Raw genomic sequence first — 16,379 nt, 5'->3', positions numbered from 1 at the left:
GCGGCGTCTGCGTCACGATGCCGGGCTCATGCTCATCCCCGGCGTGGCGCTCGTGCCGGTCATCGGCTCGCCGTGCCCGGGGGCGTAGCTCTCCTGCGCGCCGGTGAACGGCTTGGCCACCGCGCGGAACTGCTGGGTCTTGCCGTCCGCGAAGGTCAGGGTGAAGGTCAACTCGTCGCCGGCCTGGACGGGCTTGGTGAGGTTCATCAGCATCAGGTGGTCGCCGCCGGGCTCCAACGCGTGCGTGCTCCTGGCCTTGATCACGATGCCGCCCTGCTTCTGCTGCATGACCATCTTGCCGTCCTTCATGGTCATCTCGTGCAGCTCCATCGGTGACAGGGAGGTCGTGGCGCCGGTCACCGTGACATCGGTGTCGCCGTCGTTGACCAGGGTCCCGAAGGCCGCCGTCATGCCCTTGTCGGCCGCCTTCACCCACGGGTCACGAATGCCGATCACACCAGCGTCCGGGTTGGCCGAAGTCGACGCGGGCGGGCCTGCCTGCGCGGTCGACGGAGAGTCGGACGAGCCGCAACCGGCGACGCCCACCGTCAGGATCGCGGCGGCGAGGATGGCGGCCGAGCGACGGCGTGAAGCGTTTGGGCTGGTGGTGCGCATGTGTTCTTCCTCCGATGGTTGCTGCTGGGAGGTTGGTCGGCCGCAGCTCGGAGAAAGTTCCGGACTCAGGGAACGTTGATCGTGAACTCCCCGGTGTGCACCTTGCCGGCGACCTGGAAGTCGAAGAAGGCCCGGTACCGGCCTGAACTCGGCGCGGTCAGCCAGAACTTGACAGTCCCGTCGACCAGCTCCTCCTCGGGGTGGACGTGCACGTAGCCGAGGTCACCCTCACGAACAACGACGAGGTGCCCGTACGCGCCCAGGTATCGCTCCAACTGGGCGGGTATGGTCGGGTCGGCGCTGACCTGGAAGTGGATCGGTGCCGTCACCCCCACCGTCGGGGTGCCGGTCATCGACACCGCGTACGGACCAGCCGTCGCCTGCGTCTGAGCGGGCGGCAGTGCGGTCGGGGTGTGCGCGCCGGGCACGATGTGGTCGACGCCCAGCACGAGAGGCCGCTGCGTGCCGTCGGCCGCCGTGACGGAGAAGTCGGCGAAGACGCGGTAGCCACCGGGCCGGGCCAGCGTCAGGGGAACGCTCCAGGTGCCGTCGGGTGCCATCGTCGGGTGCAGGTGCTGGTAGCCGGTCAGGTCGCGACCCACCACGATCAGGTGCAACGGCTTGTCGTGGACGACCGCGAAGGTCGTTGCCGGCTGCCGGTCGGTTCCGACGATGCGGAACCGGTAGTCGGCGCGTACACCGGGCGGTTGGGACCGCTCCAGTGGTTGCAGGGTGTACCCACCGGCGCTGACCGTCGTCCCGGTCGCCAGCGTCGCGCCCGTCGCGTCGTCACCCCGATGCGTGTGCGGCCCCGTTCCGGCCGGGTGTTGGTGGCCGTCGGTCGCGGAGCCCACCTGGCCCGAGTCGGGCGGTCCACCGGCTGACGGTCGTGAGTTGCCGGTCGTCGGACGACTCTCGTCGGCGGTGCCGATACGGGCCAAACCGAACCCGGCCAGCAGGGCCACCACCAGACCACCGACGAACAGCGCCAGGTGGGTGTTGCTCAGCCGGGACCCAGGCGTCGCGGCGGCGAGGTCCGTGTCGGGCCGTGGTCCGGGGTCGACCGTCGGCTCGCCGTCCGTGCTGGCGAGGGCCTTGGTCACCTGATCGGTAGGCGTCGGATCGACAGCATCGCCCGTGCGGGCCGTGACGACCGTGTTGCCCTTGCGCGCCGCCGGCACGGTGGCGGGCCGCCGATTGTCGCTCGCGGTACGCGCGACGACGCCGGTCGCCGCGCCGACCTTGCCCCCGACGACCTTGCCCCCGACGACCTTTCCCCCGGCGGGCTTACCGCCGACGGTCTTGCCAGTGCCGGCCCTGTTCGTGGTACGGGCGCCACCGCCGCGTCGACCGGAGGTCACCGCCGAGGTACGGCCCCGGCCGGTGAGTGTGCCGGCGGATCGGCGACGCCAGACGACGAACCCGGCCACCGCCCCGGCCGCCGCGGCCGCCGCCCAGCCGGCCCAGGCCAGAGCCCCGGGACCGCTCTCCTCGGTCGACTCGGTCGGCGGAGCCGCCGCAGCCGTCGGGGTCGCCGGGTCGGCAGGCGTGGTCGGCACCGCCGAACCCTGCCCGGAAGCCTGGTGCTGCTCGGTGGCGGCCAGCAGTGCCGGGTCCGGTTGGGTCGACGGCGGGCTCCACCCCTTCGGCGCCGCCGTCACCGGCCCGTTGTAGCGGAACGTCATCGTGCCCCGCACGGCGTCACCGTCGGACGCGATCGACAGGTAGCTCACCGAATACTGGCCCTTGGCGGGCAGATGCGCGACGGCCACGACCGCCGGGAATCCCGTCGTGTACTCGCGTGGCTCGAACTGCCCGTTGACCATGAAGTACTCGCGCACCGGCTGGGCGAGCGGCTTCGGTTCCCCGTACGACCAGCCGTTGTCGACCCGGGTGCCGCCAGGGGCGGTGATGGTGAAGAACGCGTTGGCGGCGGCCTTTTCGGTGAAGAACAGCCGCACCGACGTCACCGGCTCGCGCACCGTGGCGCCTGCCGCTGGCGCGGACTCGGCGAGGGTCCCATGAGCTGCGGCGGGCTGAGCGGGGGCGAGCAGAGCGACCGCCGAGGCGAGGAGGAGCGCGAGGAGGCCCGAGACCATCCGCCCAGGAATCTGAGGGTGACGACGCATCTGAATATCCTCACTGTGCCGAGACTTTTTACAAGAGGTCACGATCTTTTTCCTCAGTCGGCAAAAGCTGACCAGCCCTGACCGCTGGTATCCGGGTGGTCGGCCGGGTCGGCCGAAAGTTCCGACGGTCGCCGGTGCGGGTCACCGAGGAAGCCGTCCGCCCGACAATCCGGTCGGATAGCGTCCACGTGACGTCTCGACCACGGAGAGTGTGGGAATGCCATGCGTGCTGCGGTGCTGCGGGAGTTCGACGTTCCGCTGACGATCGAGGAGATCGATCAACCGATTCCCGAGGCGGGGCAGGTGCTGGTGCGGATCGTCGCCAGCGGGGTCAACCCACTCGACACGAAGATCCAGGCAGGGAAGGCCGCGCACGCACGCGTCCACCCGCCCGCGGTGCTCGGCCTGGACCTTGCCGGTGTCGTCGCGGCGGTCGGCGCGGAGGTGACCAGCTTCGAGCCGGGAGACGAGGTGTACGGGCTGTGCGGGGGCGTCGGCGACCTCCAGGGCTCGCTGGCCGAGTACGCCGCCGTGGACGCCCGGCTGCTGGCCCGCAAGCCGAACACCCTCTCGATGCGGGAGGCTGCCGCGTTGCCCCTGGCGGCGATCACCTCCTGGGAGGGGCTCGTCGACCGGGCCGGGGTCCACGCCGGGCAGAAGGTGCTGGTGCACGGCGGTGCCGGCGGTGTCGGATACGTGGGCGTGCAACTCGCCCAGGCCCGAGGCGCCGAGGCGTACGCCACGGGCGGGCCGGCGAGCATGCGGGTAATCGAGAGCCTGGGCGCCGTGCCGATCGACTACACCGCGAGCAACGTCGAGGAGTACGTCGAGAGGTACACCGGCGGCGAGGGGTTCGACATCGTGGTGGACAACGTCGGTGGCGCGACGCTCGACGCCTCGTTCGCGGCGGTACGCACCTACCACGGGCACGTCGTCAGCGCGCTGGGCTGGGGCTCACACTCGCTCGCTCCGCTGTCGTTCCGTGGCGCGACCTACTCCGGCGTGTTCACCTTGCTGCCGATGCTCACCGGGCGGGGCCGCGAACACCACGGCGTCATCCTGCGCGAGATCGCGACGCTGGCCGATGCCGGCGCGCTGCGCCCCCGGCTGGACGGGCGCAGGTTCAGGCTCGACACGGTCATGGACGCCCACCACCTGGTTGCCGGTGGCACCGCCGAGGGCAAGGTCGTCGTGGACGTCGCCGGTTGAGCCGAGCCGTTCGTTCACACCGAAGAGGTCGCTGGTTCGATACCAGCATCGCCCACTCTCAGTTTTCGCAAGTCAGAGGCCGCTTCCCGGGTTCGGGAGGTGGCCTTTCTGCTGTCGTACAGCAGCTAAGTACAGCAACGGCGTCAGTGGTCGAGTGAATCGCCAAGGCGCTTGAGGGCGTCTCTGGTCGCCTTGTTTGATACCTGCGTGTAGATCTCCATCGTCACGGAGAAGCGGGCGTGCCTCAGCACCTGCATGGCGACTCTGGGGTGGACGTCGAGGTCGGCCAGCAGCGTGGCGCAGGTGCGGCGGGCGTCGTGGACGGTAATCAGCGTGACGTTGGTCTTCTCGCACCTCGCCTGCCACGACCGTTGGAAGTTGCGCGGCTCGATGGGTGTGCCGTAGCGGGTGGTGAAGACGAGTCCGGACTCGTGCCACGCCTTGCCGGCGGCTGCCTCAGCCTCGTCGCGTTGTTGCTGCCTGAGCTTGAGGGCGGTCAGGCAGATGTCGGGCAGGGGGAGGATGGCGTCGGACGCCTGGGTCTTGGTGTCGCGGTGTAGGAGCTGCCCGCGTACGCGTTGGAGTTGGCGACCGATGGTCAGCTCTCCGGCGTCGAGGTCGACGTCCTCCCATGTCAGTCCGAGGGCCTCGCCCTTGCGGAGGCCGGTGACGAGGACCAAGGTGTAGGCGGCGTAGAGCGGGTCCTCGTCGGCGCGGGCCGATTCGAGGAACTTCCGCGCCTCGTCGCTCGACCAGGACTTGCCCCGCCGCCGGCGGACGGTGGCCAGGGTGACCGGCACGGCCGGGTTCTTGGCGATGAGGTCCTCGGTCTGGGCGTGGGTAAGGGCGGCCCGCAGCGCGGCCCGGATGTCGCTGACAGTGCGGGTCGACGGGACGGCCTGGCAGCAGCGGCCGACCGCGCAGCAGCGCCGTTTGTGCTTCGGGCGGGCGGCGTCTTTGCCCTGGTTGCAGCACTGGCAGGTGCGGGCCACCTTGTTGATCCAGGTCTGCACGTCGCGTGACTGGAGCCGGTCGAGCCGCTTCGCGCCGAGGCCGGGGGAGATGTAGCGGCGGACGAACGTCTCGTAGGTCGCGTAGGTCAACGGTGCCCGGTTCGGCTGGATGATTTCGGCCAGCCAGTAGGTGAGGAAGCTGCCGACCGTCGGGACGCTGGTCGCCACCGGTCCCTGCTTCGCCTGCTGGTGCAGTTTGATCCACTTGTCATGCACCGCTTCACGGGTCTTGCCGTAGACGTACTTGCGGGTGCGTCCGCCGTCGGGCTTGGTGACCCAGACGTAGGCGGCGAAGCCGTTGCGGTACGGGAAGATGGAGCCTTCGCCGTTGGCTCGGGTGCGTCCGGGCATCAAGCGGCCTCCTGGCGATCGACCTGTTCGCGGATGTAGTCGTCGACCCATTCGGGGAGGATGCGGCGGTACTTGCCGTCCTTGATGGAGCGCAGCTCGCCGGTGGCGATCTTCATCTTGACCTTGGAGATGCCGAAGCCGAGCAGGACGGCGACCTCAGCGGGCGAGTACCAGCGCGGGGTGAGGTCTCGGCTCATGCCGCCGCCCCCAGCCACGCCTCATGAGCGAGTTCTTCTCGGCCGATGCGTCTGCTCTCGCGTCGCTGCCTCGCGGCGGTGTTGGCGAGCAGGGCGTCACCTTCGGTGAGCCAGCCGGACCCTATGTAGGTCAGGGTGCCGACGGTGATGCTGTCGGCTGGCTCGTCGTCTTCTTCGCGTCGGTAGGTGGCGCGGGTGTCGCGGAGCAGGGCGAAGGTGACGGAGTAGCGGCGGGCTTTGGTGAGGAAATGGCCGCCGAAGCCGAGCACGTGAGCCCACCGGCGCAGCCCGGAGTAGGCGTTCGGTTTGGCGTCAAGGCTGTCTTGACGGTCGTCGGCGGTTGCGGCGCCGCTGCTGGTGTCGGTGTGGGTGGCCCGGCCGAGGTGCCAGCAGGCGTCGATGAGGCGGGCGAGGTGGTCGCCTTCCGGGTCGGCGTAGTCGTCGATGGTGTCGGGGGTGAGGCGGGTGAAGGAGTGGCCCGTGGCTTCGGTGGCCTTGGTGGCGTACTTGGCGAGGTAGGCGGCGACCTTGCCGTCGGTCAGCTCGCCGTCGCTGCTGTTGATGTGGCGGACGTCGACCTGCTCGCCCCAGGTGATCAGCCACCCTTGCGGGCGGTCGGGGTGTGCTGGCGTGGTGACGGTGATCTGCCGGGCGGCGGCGTGGACGGCGGCCTCCAGGTCGTCGACGGTGATGCCGGCCGGTGGCGGCACGAGGGCGTCCGGGTCGTCGGGGTCGACGCCGTCGGGGCGCAGTAGGACGTGGAAGTGCACAGCGGCGCGGCGTTGCATTTCGGCGACCTTGCCGTGGGAGACGCGCACGGGCGGCACCCAGCGGACCTTGCCGGAGGCCGTGACGACCCGGACGAGCGGGATGCCACGTCGGCGGCAGAGTGCGGCGAGGTGACGTTCGATGGCCTGCTTGGTGCGCCGCCACAGCTCGCCAGAAAAGTAGTTCCAGACCACTTGGTGGGCGTGGTCGTAGCAATCGAGGCACAACGGCTGTCCGAGCCGCGGATCGTCGGCGTCGTGGCGAGCGAAGCACGCTACGGGCTGGCCGTGCGGGCAGGTGCCGACGGTGCTGCGGGCACGGCAGGGGGCCGGTCGGCAGTCGCAGCGCTGCCGGTGGCGGCAGGTGTGGCGGGGGACGTGCCGGTGGTGGACCGGGCCGAAGGACGGGGCGGTGAAGGTGGCGAAGACGACCGGGTGCTGGCTGACCGAGTCGGGGACGCCCTTGCCGCCGGTCAGGCCGCGACAGACGACTTGGTAGGCGTCGCCCTGGTAGACCCAGGCGCAGTCCGGGCACTGCGACTCGCGGCGGTTGCCGCACGCCTTGTAGAGCGTGCGGTCGGGCAGTTGGTCGGTGTGCAGCTCTCCAGTGATGCGGCCGGTGTTCCGGTCGACGGCGGCGATGGTGCCCGTGAGGCGCACAGGGCGAGCACAGCCGCCGGCGGGGCGGGTGTGCTCCAGCCAGCCACAGAACTCCGGCGTAGCGGCGCGGTGTAGGACCTGCGCGTCACGGCCGACGGCGAGATCGGGGCGGTAGATGGTGAGCGGGGTGGACACGACTGTCTCCTCTTCAAGGGGTGGCAGGGACGGGAGACGAAGCACCACCAGCCGTGGACGTAGGTCCGCTGGTGGTGTTCGTCGTGTCTCCTGGCACCGCCGAGAGGGCGGCTGACGCCGGAGGGCGGAAGCGTGGTCGTGCCACTTCCCGCCGATGGGTCATGTCCTTTCACGCTCATAAACCTGATGAATGAACCGGCAGGGGTGGGGAGCCTGGAATATCGGCATCCGGCGGGTTGCCGCAGGCTCGCCCTACCCGTGGAGAGGTGCGAATCCGAGACCATCATGGACGGCAGGAAAGGCCGTGCTAGGCCACTCAGCGGATTCAGAGGACCGGCATGGGGGCCGGTGCGATCGAGAGCCAGCGGGACGTGGCCCGCATCAGCGGCAGGAAGGCCGCTCAGCATCTCCGACGTCGAGTCCAGCGATCCGGCGGGAAGGCCGCGCTAGTGTGCTCGACGAAGGTCAGACTAGCACCGGGTACCGACACGTCAACGTGCCGTGAAACTGCTATCGAGCCAATTAGGTCCGGCGGTGCCTACAGAGCGATGCGGTTGACGACCGATCGCTGGACCGGACCGGTGTACTCGGTGAGGCTGAAGCGGCGATGCCCATCCGTGGGTTGGGCGGTCACGGCGACAACGCCTTCGTCTTCGAATCGCAGCGTGAAGACGGGGTCGAGTTCGCACAGGAATGCAAAAGCCTCTGGGTCCTCGTCGCTCTCGCTGACCAGGCGACCGTCGGCCTCCCAGCGGCCGGTGACGGCGGCAATTACGACGTCCACCTCGACGCTGCCAAGCAGGGTGGAGGAGTTCGCCCACCAGTCCAGCCAGCACCGGCCTTCGAAGCGGTCCATGCCGTCATCTTTGCAGGGCGAGGCCCGGCCAGCCGCCGGCCGACTGGGAGAACTTTCCTTACATCGATCAAGGCGGCCCGCAACGGGCCGCACGCGCCGCCGCCTGGGCGCGCGTCCGTCGCTCCGCTAGCGCTCCGACTCCGGCCGCCTAACACGCCCGGCGGCTGGCGCGGAAGCGGGTAGCCCAAGGGGCCGCCGCATGACGACAGGAGGCGTTTGAACGGGTGGTGGTGGGCCGCCAGCCGGCCGGGCCGCGCGGCCACGAGCCCGCGCGGCGTAGTGCAGCGCACGCCGGCCGCGTCGGCGAACTGGCGGCCGGGTAGCGGGTTGCGGTTACTGCGCCTCCGGCGGGGGCGCTCTTGCTCTGGGATGGGAGTGGGCCGTCGGCGGGTGCAGGGCCGTGGGTGGTTGCGGTAGGCCATCCCGCCTGCCGTCGACCCGGGCAAGCCGAGCAGACCACCGCCCGACCCGCCAGCGTTCGTATACGCGTCAAGGCCGTCTTGACGTGGCGGGCCGGGCGGAGGCCCGCTCCCAGGTAGGCGGGTCGACGGCAGACGGGATGGCGGGTGGGTGTGGTTGTGCCTGCGTTTGGCCTTGGGGGATGTGACGGTGTGTGCATGGGTGTGGTACTGATCGATGTCGCTGATGGCTGGCTCGGAGGGTGAGGGTTATGGATCCGAATGTGACTTCCTTGGCGGGTGCGGTGGTGCCGTACGTGGCGGCGGCTGCCGGAGCGTATGGGGCGGGTGTGGTGGCGCGGGTGCAGGAGGTGGCGGCGGACGCGACGGTCGGTCTGGGTGGGCGGCTGTTGCGTCGGTTGCTGGGACGGGAGGAATCAGCGCCGATGGTGGAGGCAGCGGTGATGGATGTGGCCGAGGACCCGGCTGATGAGGATCGGTTGGCGGCGTTGCGGTTGCAGATCCGTAAGGCGGTGGCCGCCGATGCGCAGTTGGCTGCCGAGTTGTCGCAGATGCTGGCTTCGGCGGGGGTGACGATTACAGCGTCGGGTGAGCGGTCTGTCGCCGGGCAGACGATCAGTGGGGTGGTGATCACCGGGGATGGCGGCCAGGTGACCCGATGACCGATCGGGATGCTGTCGGCCCTGGTGGGGCGAGCGCTGAGGGCGGCCGGTCGGTCGCGGCGAGTGAGATCAGCGGGTTTGCGATCACGGGGGATGACGCGAGGGTCGATGCGCGGCGGATCGAGCTGCATCGGGCGTCGACGGCACCCGATACGGGGAAGCGGTTGCACAACCTGCCCAAGCCGCCGATCCGGTTGTTTGTGGGCCGTCAGGATGAGTTCGCTGAGTTGGAGGAGGTGATGTCCGCCGGTAGCGGGGTGATTTGTCAGGCGGTGCATGGCTTGGGTGGGGTGGGTAAGACCGAGTTGGCGTTGCAGTACGCGCACCGGTGGCGTGAGCGGTATCTGGTGCGGTGGTGGGTGACTGCTGACAGCCCGGCGGCGATCGAGAGCGGTTTGGCGGCGTTGACGGCGCGGTTGAACCCGGAGTTGGTGTTGACGGCGACGGCAGCGGAGGCGGCGGGGTGGGCGGTCGGCTGGTTGCAGAACCAGTCGGGTTGGTTGCTGGTGTTGGACAACGTGGAGCAGCGTTCGGATGTCGAGCCGCTGTTGGCGCAGTTGGACACCGGGCACCTTTTGATCACGACGCGGCGTGATGTGAATTGGGAGACGCTGGTCGACGGGTGTCTGCGGCTGGACATGCTGGATCGTGAGTCCGCGGTGCGGCTGTTGCTGGAGCGTGGGGATCAGCAGGATCTGTTGGCGGGGGCGGTGTTGGCCGACGAGTTGGGCTATCTGCCGTTGGCGTTGCAGCAGGCAGCCGGCTATCTGAGGCAGACCCGCCTGCCGGCGTCGGTCTATCTGGATCGGCTGCGTGCCCAGCCTGCCGAGGTGCTGAACACGATCGCGGAGGGGGACCAGGCGGAACGGGCGGTCGCCCAGGTGTGGCTCCTTACCCTCGACCGGCTGCGCGAAATCCGGCCGGCAGCGATCGACCTGCTGCGGATCTTGTCGTGCTACGCACCTGACGACGTGCCACGCTCAGTCTTGGCCGGATATGCAGAACAGTACGGTGCTGTTGACGAGGCGCTGTCGGCGTTGGCGTCGTACAACCTGGTCACGCTTACGCAAACGACAGTCAGTACTCATCGACTTCTTCAGACGGTGGTCCGCAGCCAGGCGCAGATACAGGCCGAGGGTGACTACCGCGACGAGCGCAGCGAGCTACCCGAGTCGTTGTGGCAGCAAGTCCTTGGCCGCGCGTTGGCTCTGCTCGACCAAGCCCGTCCACCCGGCAACCCATCAGAGGACGTAGACACCTGGCCGCAGTGGAGGGCATTCGCCCCACACGTCGAAGAGTTCGTCCAACACAAGCCTGAGGACAGCGTGGATCTGACCTTCGCGTACCTGCTGGGCCAGATTGGGTTGTATCACTACACGCAGGCCAGGTACGGCCAGGCTCTACAGGCTGAAAAGCGGGCTTTGGAGATCAGCGAGGCGGCGTTGCCGGCAGGCCACCCCGACATCGCGACCCGGTTGGACAACTTGGCGGGCACGTTGGGGGTTCTGGGGCGGTCGGAGGAGGCGCTGCCGTTGCGGCGGCGGGCGTTGGAGATCAGCGAGGCGGCGTTGCCGGCAGGACACCCCGCCATCGCGACCCGGTTGAACAACCTGGCGTACACGTTGGGGGCTCTGGGGCGGGCGGAGGAGGCGCTGCCGTTGCGGTGGCGGGCGTTGGAGATCAGCGAGGCGGCGTTACCGGCAGGACACCCCGACATCGCGACCCGGTTGAACAACCTGGCGCACGCGTTGGGGGTTCTGGGGCGGTCGGAGGAGGCGCTGCCGTTGCGGCGGCGGGCGTTGGAGATCAGCGAGGCGGCGCTGCCGGCAGGCCACCCCGACATCGCGACCCAGTTGAACAACCTGGCGCACACGTTGAGGGCTCTGGGGCGGGCGGAGGAAACGCTGCCGTTGCAACGGCGGGCGTTGGAGATCAGCGAGGCGGCGCTGCCGGCAGGCCACCCCGACATCGCGACCCGGTTGAACAACCTGGCGCACACGTTGGGGGCTCTGGGGCGGGAGGAGGAGGCGCTGCCGTTGCAACGGCGGGCGTTGGAGATCAGCGAGGCGGCGTTGCCCGCAGGCCACCCCGACACCGCGACCCGGTTGGACAACCTGGCGCTCACGTTGGTGGCTCTGGGGCGGGAGGAGGAGGCGCTGCCGTTGCAGCGGCGGGCGTTGGAGATCAGCGAGGCGGCGTTACCGGCAGGACACCCCGACACCGCGACCCAGTTGAACAACCTGGCGCACACGTTGAGGGCTCTGGGGCGGGAGGAAGAGGCGCTGCCGTTGCAACGGCGGGCGTTGGAGATCAGCGAGGCGGCGTTACCGGCAGGCCACCCATCCATCGCGACCCAGTTGAACAACCTGGCGTTCACGTTGGTGGCTCTGGGGCGGGAGGAGGAGGCGCTGCCGTTGCAGCGGCGGGCGTTGGAGATCAGCGAGGCGGCGTTACCGGCAGGCCACCCATCCATCGCGATCCGGTTGGACAACCTGGCGCTCACGTTGGTGGCTCTGGGGCGGGAGGAGGAGGCGCTGCCTTCGCAGCGGCGAGCGGCCGAGATCAAGGTAGAAAATCAGCGTTTAAGGTTTGGTTCGAATGATGCGGGCTGATTGCAGCAACTTGCGCAGCCCCGGCTCTAACGAGTGACTAACTGGGTGACGACCAGGTCGTACGCTGGTGGACAACTACGGACTTCGGGGGACGTTCGGAGTCAGCTCAATGATGTGTAACAGCTGGTGAGAGTGGCTTGGTTGTTGCCTGGGGGTCAAGGAGTCCTCGGGGGTACACACGGGGCACAAGACAGCGTGAAACGTCGGCAACCAGCCATCAACGCCGTGAGTTCAGGAGCGAACGTGACCAGCGCGTCGACCAGGCCGCAGCAGGTCAGGCGAGAGGGAGTCTAAGTTCCGCTTCAACTCACCTGCGTCCAGCCGCCGCCGGGCGTCCGCCGTGACGGGTTCGCCAGGCGGGGAGGGTTAGCTTCTAAGTCGTGAATAGGACGGGTTGGCTGCGGGCGTTGCTGGATAGGGGTACTAGGGCTCGGCCCGAGAAGTCCCCTGCCGCCGAGCCCTTCGCACCGGAGTGCATGTCGCTGCTTGAGTTGGCCCGGTTGCTCGCCGGTCGGGAGTACAGCGAGAGAGTTGCCAGTGCGTATGTCGAGGTGGTGACCTTCGCATCGGCTGACGAGATCGTGGCGATGCTGGAGGTGACGCTGGAGGAGGACTGGATAGGTCTTCCGGTCTGGGCGCGAAACCTCGCGTTCCGGCTGGCCTGCCTTCAACGGCCGGAGGATGTCGAACTGTTGCGTGTGGCGGCCAGCGATCTACATGCTTTCGGTCCCGACTGGGACGCCATAGCTGCGGAGCTTCACAGTCGGGCAGACCGATTGGAGGCCGGGCAGGAAGAGAGCCCTCCCTGACTCCTCTGCTCCTAGGCGGTCGTCCTGGTGCTGTCGACAGCAACGGCGACAGCAACCGCCCCGGACGAGGACAGCCGGCAGTGACCGGGCGCGGGCAGTCGCCCGACGTCACAGACGCAGACGGACACCGCTGGACGAGATGAACAGAGCTTGTAAGCGAGATGTCGCGGGCGTGGCGGCCGGCTCTGCGAGAGATCTATTCAGCGACGAAGACGCCAACGCCGGGTAGCGTTTCGGTCATCCCTTTGATCCGTAGTACCTGCATGGCACGGTCGATTACCGGCTCGGTGACCCCGTAGTGCTCGATCAGCTCTCGCCGGCTGGGCAGCTTGGAGCCGGGCTGGAACTCGCCTGACGCGATGCGTTCGGCGAGGTCGTCGGCAATCTGCTCGTAGCGGTAACGCGGTGGCACGTGGTTCTCCTCGGTTGGCAACACGAGTAGACCACCTACGTCAGCCCTTGACTACCCAACGGTACCTATGGGAGGTTGCCGAGGAGGTCGATTCCCTCGGTTGGCGCTGTGGGCCGTCCTCGTCGGCGTGGATGTTCGGCGCGTCCCCCGCGTTCGGGCATCCACGCCTCCAGATTGCTCCGGATCAAGGAGACGGCAGTGCTCCCTTCGACAAGGGCAGGGTGGACCCTGGCGCAGGCGGCCGAGGCGAGCCGGTGAAGCGAGTCTCGTACGACGAGTACGTGCTGGCGGTGGCGCTGACTCTGGCTCGCCGTCACCAGCCGGTCTGGTCCTGGCGACACTGGCGGCGCATCTGCCGCTGCGGAGGCGAGCTGCCATGCCGAAGCCGCCACCGCATCCCGATCAACCGCGGCCACTGGCCCAGCCAGGACGGCCCGCAGTGACAACTCACCACCCGATCAAGCCGGCCTGGACGTGCGGCGGCTGTGCGGGGGAGTGGCCATGCCAGACCCGGCGCCAAGAGTTGCGAGCCGAGTATGACCGAGCCCCAGTGTCACTCGCCCTCTACCTGGCCGCCCAGCTCGTCAACGCCGCCCAGGACCTGGCCCACGTTCCCGCCGGCCACCTGCATTACCGCTTCCTCGGTTGGACCCGATGAGCATCCTGCGGCCGGGTGACGAGAAGTTCCACTACAGCGACGGCTCCCACAAGTGGATCCCGCCGGACCCGGACTACGACCAGGAGGTCTGGGACGAGCAGGTCCGCCAGCACAAGTACGGACATCTCAGGAACGAGCGCCCCAAGGTCCGGATACAGCGCCTTGTCTGATGCCAGCAGTACAGCACCGAAGTACAGCAACCGTGCCAGCCAAGCCGGCCCGAGAGGCGCTTCAGCGGACCGTCTGACCTCGCATCAAGCCCGACCCGACCGGCTTGCCGAGAGTTCACACCGAAGGGGTCGCTGGTTCGGTGCCAGCATCGCTCACTCTCAATTTGCGCAAGTTAGAGGCCGCTTCCCGGGTTTGGCGGTGTCACGTTCGCTGTGCCTGAGGGTTCATCTCTGTGAGCCTTGGCGATGGGATGGTGTGACCGATGGACGAGAATGAGTGGTTGGCCGCGCGCTTCGAGCAGCACCGACCCCGGCTGCGGGCGGTGGCTTATCGAATGCTCGGTTCGCTGGCTGACGCGGACGACGCTGTTCAGGATGCCTGGCTACGGCTGAGCCGGTTCGACGCGGATCAGATCGACAACCTCGGCGGGTGGTTGACCACTGTCGTCGCCCGGGAGTGCCTGCACATGTTGCGCTCTCGCCGACGCCGCCGGGAGGATCCGTTCGCCACGCACCTGCCCGACCTGGTTGTCATTCCGGACGGGGACCTCGACCCCGAGCAGGAGGCGTTGCTGGCCGACTCGGTGAGCTTGGCCCTGCTCGTCGTGCTCGACCAGCTCACTCCTGCTGAGCGGTTGGCGTTCGTGCTGCACGACATGTTCGACCTGCCCTTCGAGGAGATCGCCGGCATCGCGGGCCGCACCCCGGCCGCCGCGCGACAACTCGCCAGCCGGGCACGGCGCCGGCTGCACGGTGCCGAGATCCCTTCACCCGATCCGGATCTAGCGCGCCAGCGGCAGGTCGTCCGTGCCTTCTACGCGGCTGCGTGGACCGGTGACTTCGACGCCCTCGTGCAGGCTCTCGACCCCGACGTCGTCCTGCGCACCGACTTCGGCACCGCCAGGCCGGCGACCGTCGTTCGCGGCGCGGCGGCCGTGGCCAAGCAGGCGCGTGCCCCACGCGGTGGCCAGCTGCGCCCCGCCCTGGTCAACGGCGCGATCGGAACGTTGATCACCCGCGACGGGCAGCCGTTTTCTGTCATGGCATTCACTGTCGCGGGCGACAAGATCGTCAGGATCGACGTTGTCCGCGACCCCGACCGCGTCCGCCGCCTCGCGTCCGTCCTCCTGAACCAGGCGGAGCGACCAATGGGGTGGATGCCGAACCCCACTTCCACGAGCTGTGGGTCTGATGCCTCGTGACCGGGCGGCGCAGCATCAGGCCAGGGACTCGAGATATTTCTGGGTTTCCCGCTTCTTGAAGTACTGCGCCCAGCCCGCCGGCTGCGCGTTGAACCCAGGTTCGCGGGCGGTGTGGTCGGCACCGTGCTCGACCAGCAGGCGCACGATCGACAGCTCACCCGCTGCCGCCGCATAGTGCAAGGCGCTGGCGCCGGCGGCGGTGACACCGTTGACGCCGAAGCCAAGTTCGATGAGCAGCCGGACCGTTGACCAGTTGCGCGCCTCGGCCATCCGCGTAACCAGGTCGGCGTGCCGATCGCACAGCCCAGGGTCGGCGGACAGCATCGACCGCATCGTCGCTTCGTCGGCGGCCTCGGCGGCTTCTTCAAACTGCATTGTGTCCTCCTCGCGTGTGTGCACTCGTGCTTATGAGCCCAGACGACGAGCCGATGTGACAGGGCGAGGTACTCGAACGAAGCCAGACGCGAGGCTGTCGACAGCCATGGTGGCAGCACCACGCCTGATGAAACGCCCGTCGGCGGCCGGCCGTGTACGAGCTGTCGGAGAGTGGACGTGGCTCGGTCGCGCCTGGTAGGCAGGCTGGCGTGCGAATCGTCTCCCTGCTGCCGGCGGCCACGGACATCGTGGCCATGCTTGGCCTGACCGGGCAACTGGTCGGCCGTACCCACGAGTGTGACTGGCCGCCGGGGGTTCTGGCCGACATCCCGGCGGTGACCGCGACGTCCCTGCCTGAGACCTTGACGAGCCGGGAGATCTCGGCGGCGATCGCCGGTGACGCGCACCGAGGATCGTCGTTGTACCAGCTCGACGTCGCCATGCTGGAGGGGTTGAAGCCGGATCTGATTCTGACCCAGGATCTGTGCGACGTGTGTGCGGTCTCCTACCAGCGGGTCAACGACGCGGTTGGTCTGATCGATCTCGACACCAGGGTGATGTCCCTGGAGGCGAGGACCATCGGCGGGATCCTGGACACTGTCGATGCCGTGGCCGCGCTGACCGGCACCGGAGGCAGGGCGGCGGAGATCCGAGCCGACGCCGAGCGTCGCCTCGCCGCGTTGCCGGGGCCGGTGGCCGGCGCGCCGACGGTGCTGTTCGTCGAGTGGCTTGACCCGTTGATGCCTGGCGGGCACTGGGTGCCGGAGCAGATCACCTACGCGGGCGGGCGGTCTCTGCTGCTCGGGCCGGGCGCGCACAGCATCCCGCAGCTGTGGTCGGTGGTCGCGGACCTGGCGCCCGAGGTGGTGGTGTTCGGGCCGTGCGGGTTCACGCCTGAGCGAACCGTCGACGAGTTGTCCGTGGCGACCGCGCAACCCGCTTGGGCGGACCTGCCCGCGGTCCGTCAGGGGCAGGTGTGGGTGGTCGACGGGCCTGCCTACTTCAACCGCCCCGGCCCGAGGGTCGTCGACGGCGCGGAGATCCTCGCCGCCATCCTCGCCGGCCGTCCGGACCCCCGCGCTCGGCGGGTGCCCCTCGACGTCGGCTGACGCTGCCGCGCCCGAGTGG

Annotated in this window: 15 protein-coding genes; 7 read left to right on the top strand and 8 right to left on the bottom strand. The window is 68.8% G+C overall.

What is annotated here, in order from left to right:
- Positions 1–12: 12 nt before the first annotated feature.
- The gene (locus ACIBD9_RS14880; RefSeq protein WP_396717805.1) at positions 13–615 is read right to left on the bottom strand and encodes a copper chaperone PCu(A)C; all 603 of its coding nucleotides are present in this window, start codon (positions 613–615) and stop codon (positions 13–15) included.
- Between the two features lie 65 nt (positions 616–680).
- Positions 681–2,744: a copper resistance protein CopC gene (locus ACIBD9_RS14875; protein ID WP_396717803.1), complete on the bottom strand. Its 2,064-nt coding sequence runs from the start codon at positions 2,742–2,744 to the stop codon at positions 681–683.
- Between the two features lie 222 nt (positions 2,745–2,966).
- On the opposite strand from ACIBD9_RS14875, the gene ACIBD9_RS14870 reads away from it, so the two are divergent.
- Positions 2,967–3,953 carry a zinc-dependent alcohol dehydrogenase family protein gene (locus tag ACIBD9_RS14870; protein WP_396717800.1) on the top strand — a complete coding sequence of 329 codons (987 nt, stop codon included), beginning with the start codon at positions 2,967–2,969 and terminating at the stop codon, positions 3,951–3,953.
- 143 nt (positions 3,954–4,096) lie between these two features.
- On the opposite strand, the gene xerC is transcribed toward ACIBD9_RS14870, so the two are convergent.
- From xerC to ACIBD9_RS14850, 4 genes are all read right to left on the bottom strand, one after another.
- Positions 4,097–5,317 (bottom strand): tyrosine recombinase XerC, encoded by a 1,221-nt coding sequence (gene xerC, locus ACIBD9_RS14865; protein ID WP_396717798.1) that lies wholly within the window; start codon positions 5,315–5,317, stop codon positions 4,097–4,099.
- Positions 5,317–5,514, bottom strand: coding sequence for an excisionase family DNA-binding protein (locus ACIBD9_RS14860; RefSeq protein ID WP_396717796.1), 198 nt, complete (start codon positions 5,512–5,514; stop codon positions 5,317–5,319). The genes xerC and ACIBD9_RS14860 overlap by 1 nt, the downstream gene beginning before the upstream one ends.
- A complete protein-coding gene (locus tag ACIBD9_RS14855; RefSeq protein WP_396717793.1) occupies positions 5,511–7,076 on the bottom strand; it encodes a replication initiator in 1,566 nt (521 codons plus the stop codon). Before ACIBD9_RS14855 ends, ACIBD9_RS14860 begins: the two co-directional genes overlap by 4 nt.
- Before the next feature lie 538 nt (positions 7,077–7,614).
- The gene (locus tag ACIBD9_RS14850; RefSeq protein WP_396717790.1) at positions 7,615–7,932 is read right to left on the bottom strand and encodes a hypothetical protein; all 318 of its coding nucleotides are present in this window, start codon (positions 7,930–7,932) and stop codon (positions 7,615–7,617) included.
- Positions 7,933–8,602: 670 nt separating this feature from the next.
- Between ACIBD9_RS14850 and ACIBD9_RS14845 the strand changes: the two genes are divergently transcribed.
- From ACIBD9_RS14845 to ACIBD9_RS14835, 3 genes are all read left to right on the top strand, one after another.
- The gene (locus ACIBD9_RS14845; RefSeq protein ID WP_396717788.1) at positions 8,603–9,013 is read left to right on the top strand and encodes a hypothetical protein; all 411 of its coding nucleotides are present in this window, start codon (positions 8,603–8,605) and stop codon (positions 9,011–9,013) included.
- The gene (gene fxsT / locus ACIBD9_RS14840) at positions 9,010–11,625 is read left to right on the top strand and encodes an FxSxx-COOH system tetratricopeptide repeat protein (RefSeq protein WP_396717785.1); all 2,616 of its coding nucleotides are present in this window, start codon (positions 9,010–9,012) and stop codon (positions 11,623–11,625) included. The genes ACIBD9_RS14845 and fxsT overlap by 4 nt, the downstream gene beginning before the upstream one ends.
- Before the next feature lie 476 nt (positions 11,626–12,101).
- Entirely contained in the window at positions 12,102–12,434 is a 333-nt protein-coding gene (locus tag ACIBD9_RS14835) for a hypothetical protein (protein ID WP_396717783.1), read from the top strand.
- Positions 12,435–12,630: 196 nt separating this feature from the next.
- On the opposite strand, the gene ACIBD9_RS14830 is transcribed toward ACIBD9_RS14835, so the two are convergent.
- Positions 12,631–12,870 (bottom strand): GntR family transcriptional regulator, encoded by a 240-nt coding sequence (locus tag ACIBD9_RS14830; RefSeq protein WP_088948848.1) that lies wholly within the window; start codon positions 12,868–12,870, stop codon positions 12,631–12,633.
- A gap of 630 nt (positions 12,871–13,500) precedes the next feature.
- On the opposite strand from ACIBD9_RS14830, the gene ACIBD9_RS14825 reads away from it, so the two are divergent.
- Positions 13,501–13,674 carry a hypothetical protein gene (locus ACIBD9_RS14825; RefSeq protein ID WP_396717780.1) on the top strand — a complete coding sequence of 58 codons (174 nt, stop codon included), beginning with the start codon at positions 13,501–13,503 and terminating at the stop codon, positions 13,672–13,674.
- A 263-nt stretch (positions 13,675–13,937) separates the two neighbouring features.
- Positions 13,938–14,876: a sigma-70 family RNA polymerase sigma factor gene (locus tag ACIBD9_RS14820; protein WP_396717778.1), complete on the top strand. Its 939-nt coding sequence runs from the start codon at positions 13,938–13,940 to the stop codon at positions 14,874–14,876.
- 15 nt (positions 14,877–14,891) lie between these two features.
- Here ACIBD9_RS14820 and ACIBD9_RS14815 read toward each other — a convergent pair whose 3' ends face one another.
- A complete protein-coding gene (locus tag ACIBD9_RS14815) occupies positions 14,892–15,251 on the bottom strand; it encodes an ankyrin repeat domain-containing protein (protein WP_396717775.1) in 360 nt (119 codons plus the stop codon).
- 209 nt (positions 15,252–15,460) lie between these two features.
- Here ACIBD9_RS14815 and ACIBD9_RS14810 point away from each other — a divergent pair, with 209 nt between their 5' ends.
- Positions 15,461–16,360 (top strand): ABC transporter substrate-binding protein, encoded by a 900-nt coding sequence (locus tag ACIBD9_RS14810; protein ID WP_396717773.1) that lies wholly within the window; start codon positions 15,461–15,463, stop codon positions 16,358–16,360.
- Positions 16,361–16,379: the final 19 nt, after the last annotated feature.

It is taken from the genome of Micromonospora sp. NPDC050784 (genome assembly GCF_044456765.1).
GTDB classification, from domain to species: domain Bacteria; phylum Actinomycetota; class Actinomycetes; order Mycobacteriales; family Micromonosporaceae; genus Micromonospora; species Micromonospora foliorum.
This window is presented reverse-complemented; position numbering and strand designations above follow the sequence as displayed.

Coding starts and splice junctions, on each gene's coding strand:
- ACIBD9_RS14880 (WP_396717805.1), bottom strand. CDS start 615: ATGCGCACCACCAGCCCAAACGCTTCACGCCGTCGCTCGGCCGCCATC.
- ACIBD9_RS14875 (WP_396717803.1), bottom strand. CDS start 2,744: ATGCGTCGTCACCCTCAGATTCCTGGGCGGATGGTCTCGGGCCTCCTC.
- ACIBD9_RS14870 (WP_396717800.1), top strand. CDS start 2,967: ATGCGTGCTGCGGTGCTGCGGGAGTTCGACGTTCCGCTGACGATCGAG.
- xerC (WP_396717798.1), bottom strand. CDS start 5,317: ATGCCCGGACGCACCCGAGCCAACGGCGAAGGCTCCATCTTCCCGTAC.
- ACIBD9_RS14860 (WP_396717796.1), bottom strand. CDS start 5,514: ATGAGCCGAGACCTCACCCCGCGCTGGTACTCGCCCGCTGAGGTCGCC.
- ACIBD9_RS14850 (WP_396717790.1), bottom strand. CDS start 7,932: ATGGACCGCTTCGAAGGCCGGTGCTGGCTGGACTGGTGGGCGAACTCC.
- ACIBD9_RS14845 (WP_396717788.1), top strand. CDS start 8,603: ATGGATCCGAATGTGACTTCCTTGGCGGGTGCGGTGGTGCCGTACGTG.
- fxsT (WP_396717785.1), top strand. CDS start 9,010: ATGACCGATCGGGATGCTGTCGGCCCTGGTGGGGCGAGCGCTGAGGGC.
- ACIBD9_RS14835 (WP_396717783.1), top strand. CDS start 12,102: ATGTCGCTGCTTGAGTTGGCCCGGTTGCTCGCCGGTCGGGAGTACAGC.
- ACIBD9_RS14825 (WP_396717780.1), top strand. CDS start 13,501: ATGAGCATCCTGCGGCCGGGTGACGAGAAGTTCCACTACAGCGACGGC.
- ACIBD9_RS14820 (WP_396717778.1), top strand. CDS start 13,938: ATGGACGAGAATGAGTGGTTGGCCGCGCGCTTCGAGCAGCACCGACCC.
- ACIBD9_RS14815 (WP_396717775.1), bottom strand. CDS start 15,251: ATGCAGTTTGAAGAAGCCGCCGAGGCCGCCGACGAAGCGACGATGCGG.